At 62.2% G+C, this 5,308-nt stretch carries 6 protein-coding genes and 2 pseudogenes; 2 read left to right on the top strand and 6 right to left on the bottom strand.

The genetic code is table 11. The features are described from left to right. The 6 genes and pseudogenes from repC to FTV38_RS18205 all read right to left on the bottom strand — a co-directional run. The coding region (gene repC / locus FTV38_RS16525) for a replication protein C, IncQ-type (RefSeq protein ID WP_180022992.1) at positions 1–824 on the bottom strand (824 nt) is incomplete at its 3' end. Beyond that, the gene (locus FTV38_RS16520; RefSeq protein ID WP_172688719.1) at positions 811–1,650 is read right to left on the bottom strand and encodes a helicase RepA family protein; all 840 of its coding nucleotides are present in this window, start codon (positions 1,648–1,650) and stop codon (positions 811–813) included. The genes repC and FTV38_RS16520, both read right to left, overlap by 14 nt. 65 nt (positions 1,651–1,715) lie before the next feature. Then, positions 1,716–1,952: a hypothetical protein gene (locus FTV38_RS16515; protein WP_010895879.1), complete on the bottom strand. Its 237-nt coding sequence runs from the start codon at positions 1,950–1,952 to the stop codon at positions 1,716–1,718. A 67-nt stretch (positions 1,953–2,019) separates the two neighbouring features. After that, positions 2,020–2,997 carry a DNA-primase RepB domain-containing protein gene (locus FTV38_RS18215; protein ID WP_373682963.1) on the bottom strand — a complete coding sequence of 326 codons (978 nt, stop codon included), beginning with the start codon at positions 2,995–2,997 and terminating at the stop codon, positions 2,020–2,022. Next, complete coding sequence (locus FTV38_RS18210; RefSeq protein ID WP_010895877.1) at positions 2,973–3,383, bottom strand: IncQ-type mobilization protein MobB; 411 nt, start codon at positions 3,381–3,383, stop codon at positions 2,973–2,975. The genes FTV38_RS18215 and FTV38_RS18210 overlap by 25 nt, the downstream gene beginning before the upstream one ends. A gap of 106 nt (positions 3,384–3,489) precedes the next feature. After that, positions 3,490–4,131 (bottom strand): annotated as a pseudogene (locus FTV38_RS18205) (MobA/MobL family protein); the annotation flags it as partial. 181 nt (positions 4,132–4,312) lie between these two features. On the opposite strand from FTV38_RS18205, the gene FTV38_RS16505 reads away from it, so the two are divergent. Both FTV38_RS16505 and FTV38_RS18470 read left to right on the top strand, forming a co-directional pair. After that, complete coding sequence (locus FTV38_RS16505) at positions 4,313–4,612, top strand: hypothetical protein (protein ID WP_010904468.1); 300 nt, start codon at positions 4,313–4,315, stop codon at positions 4,610–4,612. 459 nt (positions 4,613–5,071) lie between these two features. Continuing rightward, positions 5,072–5,308: pseudogene (locus tag FTV38_RS18470) on the top strand (plasmid recombination protein); the annotation flags it as partial.

Raw genomic sequence — 5,308 nt, 5'->3', positions numbered from 1 at the left:
TCGTACTTGCCCGCCGCGAACTCGGTTACCGTCCAGCCCAGCGCAACCAGCTCCGGCAACGCCTCGCGCACCCGCTGGCGGCGCTTGCGCATGGTCGAACCACTGGCCTCTGACGGCCAGACATAGCCGCACAGGGTATCTATGGCCGCCTTGCCGGTCTTGCCGGGGTCGATCCAGCCACACAGGCGCTGATGCAGCAGGCGGGCCGCTTCGCTGTCCAGCGCTCGCACCTCGTCCATGCTGATGCGCACATGCTGGCCACCACCCATGACGGCCTGAGCAATTAAGGGGTTCAGGGCCACGTACAGACGCCCGCCTGCCTCGTCGCTGGCGTACTCGGCAAGCAGCCGGAACCCCTGCCGCTTGCGGCCATTTTGGGCGATGATGGAGACTGTCCACAGGCGCTCAATGCACTCCCGGATTGCCTTGAACTGGCTGCCGCCATCCTCTGCATACCCGATTTCACGGGCCAGCGCCCGATAGCTGCCCTTAACCACCATGGCATCAGCGGTAACGGCCTCCCACTTGGGTTCCAAGAACAACCGGAGCTGCTGCCCGCCTTCGGTCTTGGGTTCTGGGCTAAGCACTAGGCCATTAGGCCCAGCCATTGCCACCAGCCCTTGCAGGATGCGCAGATCATCAGCACCCAGCGGCTCCGGCCCCTTGAACTCGATCCGCTTGCCGTCGCCGTAGTCATACGTCACGTCCAGCTTGCTGCGCTTGCGCTCGCCCCGCTTGAGGGCACGGAACAGGCCGGGAGCCAGACAGTGCGCCGGGTCGTGCCGGACGTGGCTGAGACTGTACTTGTTCTTAGGCTTCACCACGGCGCACCCCCTTGCTTTTGCGCTGCTTTTCCAGCACGGCGGGTTTGAGCACCCCGCCGTCATGCCGCCTGAACCAGCGGTCTTTGAACGGCACCCCATAGTTGGCCTTGCTGACACCAAAGCGGACGAAATAGGGCCGCTGTGAGTCGTCCACGCCCCATTCCTCGGCCTCGGCGGCCGTCATGCCGGACAGGTAGGACTGCCAGCGGATGTTATCCACCAGCACGGACGATCCCCGGCTGGCCTGCTGCTGGTCGCCTGCGCCCATCATGGCCGCGCCCTTGCTGGCATGGTGCAGGAACACGATAGAACACCCGGTATCGGCGGCGATGGCCTCCATGCGGCCAATCACCTGCGCCATGGGGCCACTGGCGTTCTCTTCCTCGATATGGAACCGACGCAGCGTATCCAACACCATCAGGCGGCGGCCCTCGGCGGCGCGCTTGAGGCCGTCGAACCACTCCGGGGCCATGATATTGGGCAGGCTGCCGATCAGCGGCTGGATTAGCAGACCGTCAGCCACGACTTGCCGTTGCTCGTCGGTCAGGTGCGCCCCCAATGCGTGCAGGCGGTGATGTATAGCGGTGGGCGGGTCTTCGGCGGGCAAGTAGATCACCGGGCCGGTGGGCAGCTCTCCCACGTCCAGCAGGTCGGGGCCGCCTGCGATCTGTGCGGCCAGCTGTAGAACCAGCATGGACTTGCCGGCCCCACCGGGGGACACCAGCGCCCCCACGGTACCGGCCACCATGTTGGGCAGTACGTAGTCAATCGGCGGCGGTAACTCTGTGAAGCTCGCCAGAATATCGATAGGCTTATGAGTAGCCATTGGTTTGCCTCCTTTGCAGGCGGTTGATGGTCAGGCGCTGGCGGGGCATCCCCGCCATGCGCCGCCTAGTCAGTGATAACACGCCACTCTCGCAGCCCAATTTCTCGCACGACCTTGGCCGCCGCATCCAGTGTCTTGAACTGCCGCACATCACCTCTGGCGGTGTGTAAGGTAGGTTGTGCGCTGCCAATGTTGCCGCTCAGCTCGATAGTCCACCCGTTATGCAGAACACTTGACGATCTCACCACGGCACCCTGAATCAATCCAAGCCCAAAATACTCTTTTGCCTTTCCTATATCCATTTTTTAATCCTACTATAAAGTCAAATTGTTTTGACAATATAGCAGTTTTGTTTTATCAAAACAAGCATTACATGCTTAAATCTGGCCCCTTGCTGCGCTGCTTCTGGGTCTGCTTCGCCAGCTCGGCGCGGGCCTCCTGCACCTGCGGAAGCTCCATCACCTTCTGCACCGTACGCTTGATGTAATCGGCCTCATGGCCCGCCTTGCGCTCCATGATAGCGGGGCTAGCCTCGGCCATGGCCTTGCTGATCTCGTCCGGCTCCCGGCCCTTGCTGGCCAGCTTCATGGCCGCGATGAAGTCGCACTTGCTGAGGTCATCACCGTACCGCTTGACCAGCCCGGCCATTTCGCTGCGGTAGTCGTCCACGACGCTGCGGCGATACCGACGCACACTCTGCGGGGCGGTGATCTCGGCCAGTCGTGCCGTCCGTTCCTGTCGGCGCTCGATGCTGTCCAACACCTGCCCGGCCTGCTGCATCAGCTCCGGCCCTGCGGTGGCACTCTTGCCGCTGGACTCCCGGCACAGCACCCACGGCTGATAGCCGGTGCGGCTGGTGTACTTGTCCTTGCGGTTGGTAAAGCCTGCCAGACGGCCATAGTGACGGCTGTCGGCGCTTGCCGGGTCGGCGTCATACTCCCGGGCCAGCTTCCGGGCGATTACGCCCCTATGATCTGCTGGGGCATCCTGAGCCACCTTCACCCATGCCTGATAATTCTTGAGGCTGGTCTCGATGATGGCGGCAGGCTCCCGGCCCTCCTGCTTCATGGCGTCCAGATCGTCGCTGCTGAGGTCGTCAACTAGCACCAGACCATGCCGGGCCTGCTCGGCGGGGCGAATGTAAATATCGTTGCCCTGGGCATTCATGCGCTTGAGCCAGGCGGCGTTCTGCTGCACTTCCTGCGGTGTCCATTCCCGGTTCATCATCTTGCCGCTGGCGGCATCCCGTATGCCGATGTCGTACCGGTCGCAGCCCATGGCCTTGAGCTGCCGGGCGATGGCTTGCGCGGTGCGGTCACCTTTCACTTGAGCTTGAAAATCAGCCATATGCTCCCCTGTTGCTCGATGATTTGCGGCTCCAGCCAAAGCCATGATGCGATCAGCAGCGCCAGAATAGGCATCACGGAAGCGATCAAGACCCCGGCCCACAACCTCCATGTCCAGCCACGGGCGGCGCTCCGGGCCGTCTGGCCGGCCTTGGCCAGTTCCCCTGCGGCTGCCCTCATGTCCTTTGCTGCCTGCCGCCATGCGCTCATGGCTTGCTGTTGCTGGCTCGTCCAGCTCGCGGCCTGCTCCTCGCTGGCCTGCTGTACCTCGGCGATCCGCTGCCGGGCTTCGTCCGCCAGTGTCGCCATGCTCTGGGCCAGCGGCTCTATCTCTGCCGCTAACTCGTTGATCCCTCTGGATTTCCTCACTCTGTCTATCGCGCTCATGCTCGATAACCTCCCGGTATTCTTGTAAGTCGATGATCTGGCCGTTGGCCGTGTCGATGGCTAGGGCGATATCGGCCCTCTCGGTGCGGATGCCCCGGCTCTCCATCTCCACCACGTTAGGGCCAAGATGGATGCCCGGCAAGCGCTCAATGCCCTGCGCCTCAAGGGTGCGATGGTCAATGCGGGCCTCGTGCCCGGCCTGTTCAAGGGCGCGGTTGGCGTAGTGGCTCCATGCCTCGCGGGTCTGCTCAAGCCATGCCTTGGGCTTCAGGCTCTCGGACTTCTGCGCCCCGCCCCGCTCTGGCTGTTTGCCGTTGTACCGCTTAAACCACTGGTCAGCCGGGCGCTCGATACCGTCGTTCTTCCGCTCGGAGATCATCAAGTGGCAATGGGGGTTCTCACCGTTACCGGCATGGATGGCCAGCGTATACGGCAGGCGCTCGCCCTCAGTCAGATGCCGGGCGAATTCGTCCACCAGCTCCCGCTGCTGATCTAGGGTCAGTTCGACCGGCAGGGCAAACTCAATCTCTTTGAATAAGCGACCGTTGGCCCGCTCGTACAGGTCGGCACCGTCCCAGTAGTCGGCGGGACGCTCGGCCCACTCGGGCAGGTGGCCGGACTGGGTGTGCAGCACCTCTTCACGGTCGCGGGAGTAACGGCCCTCCCGCTGGATGTAATCGGCTTTCGCCTTGGCCGATTGGCCGCCGTTCCGGCTGCCGGTCTTGGCCGTAAGGTGATAGATGGCCATAGGGGTTTAGCTCCATGCAATGGCCCTCGGAGAGCGCACAGCCCCGAAGGGGTGCCCCCAGGGCAGTTTCTTGAAGAGAAACCGGTAAGTGCGCCCTCCCGTAAAATGACGGTCGGGGTTTGCGGTGTCTGTGCTCCGATGATAGCATAATGACAAGCACATAACCAAGAGGATTATCAAAATGGCAAAAACAGCGGAACGGCTCGCCAAGCTGGAAGAACAACGGGCACGAATCAACGCCGAGATCCAACGGATCAGAGCACGGGAGCAGCAGCAAAAGCGCAAGGAAAACACCCGGCGCAAAGTGCTGGTAGGTGCATGGATACTCGGCAAAGTTGAAAACGGCGAGTGGCCAGAACAGCGCCTGCTCGATGGGTTGGACAGCTACCTAGAGCGCGACCATGATCGGGCACTGTTCGGACTTCCACCCAAGCAGAAACAGCAGCCACAGGAGCATGGTCAGCCGGAGCCGCAAGGATAGCCAAGCGCAAAGCGGTCAGAATGGCCCCTGAATGGCCCCTTCGGGGCTGCACACCGCCCCCACCCTTCGGGTAGGGAAAAGGCCGCTAAAGCGGCTAAAATCGCTCCAGCGTATTCCCGCGGGATTTGGTATGGGGTTTAGCGGGCTTTGCCCGCCTTTCCCCCTGCCGCGCAGCGGGTGGGGCCGGTGTGTAGCCTAGCGCAGCGGATAGAGAAGTTATCCGGCCTCTGGCCGGCATTTTAAGCAAGGGCAAACAGTGCCCCACTAGGGCGCTGTTAACCGCGCCTAGTGGATTATTCTTGGATAATCATGGATGGATTTTTCCAACACCCCACCAGCTCCCCCCCTTCCTGGGTTTGCAGGTTTAGGGGCGTGACAGTTACGCCGGGGGTTCGTGACAGTTACGCCGGGGGGGCGTGACAGTTACGCCGGGGGCGTGACAGTTGCGCCGGGGGACGGATGGCGTTTGCGATCATGAGGGCGAAGAAGCTCAACAGCATGGGCACGGTGGCGGCTGCGTTGCAGCACTGCTACCGCGACCGCGAGACGCCGAACGCCGATCAGGAGCGCACACCGGACAACGATCACCTGGCTGATACCAAGTGCCTTGGCCGCATGCCGAAAATTCAGATGCTCGGCGACGGCGATGAACTGAACAAGGGAAATGAGCGGTATCCTGCCAGACAGGATACCGAC

The sequence above is a fragment of the Acinetobacter sp. YH16044 genome (genome assembly GCF_013417145.1).
Taxonomy (GTDB): Bacteria; Pseudomonadota; Gammaproteobacteria; order Pseudomonadales; family Moraxellaceae; genus Acinetobacter; species Acinetobacter amyesii.
Note: the sequence above shows the minus strand (reverse complement) of the source record. Positions and strands in the feature narration are given on the sequence as shown.

Coding starts and splice junctions, on each gene's coding strand:
- FTV38_RS16520 (WP_172688719.1), bottom strand. CDS start 1,650: ATGGCTACTCATAAGCCTATCGATATTCTGGCGAGCTTCACAGAGTTA.
- FTV38_RS16515 (WP_010895879.1), bottom strand. CDS start 1,952: ATGGATATAGGAAAGGCAAAAGAGTATTTTGGGCTTGGATTGATTCAG.
- FTV38_RS18215 (WP_373682963.1), bottom strand. CDS start 2,997: ATGGCTGATTTTCAAGCTCAAGTGAAAGGTGACCGCACCGCGCAAGCC.
- FTV38_RS18210 (WP_010895877.1), bottom strand. CDS start 3,383: ATGAGCGCGATAGACAGAGTGAGGAAATCCAGAGGGATCAACGAGTTA.
- FTV38_RS16505 (WP_010904468.1), top strand. CDS start 4,313: ATGGCAAAAACAGCGGAACGGCTCGCCAAGCTGGAAGAACAACGGGCA.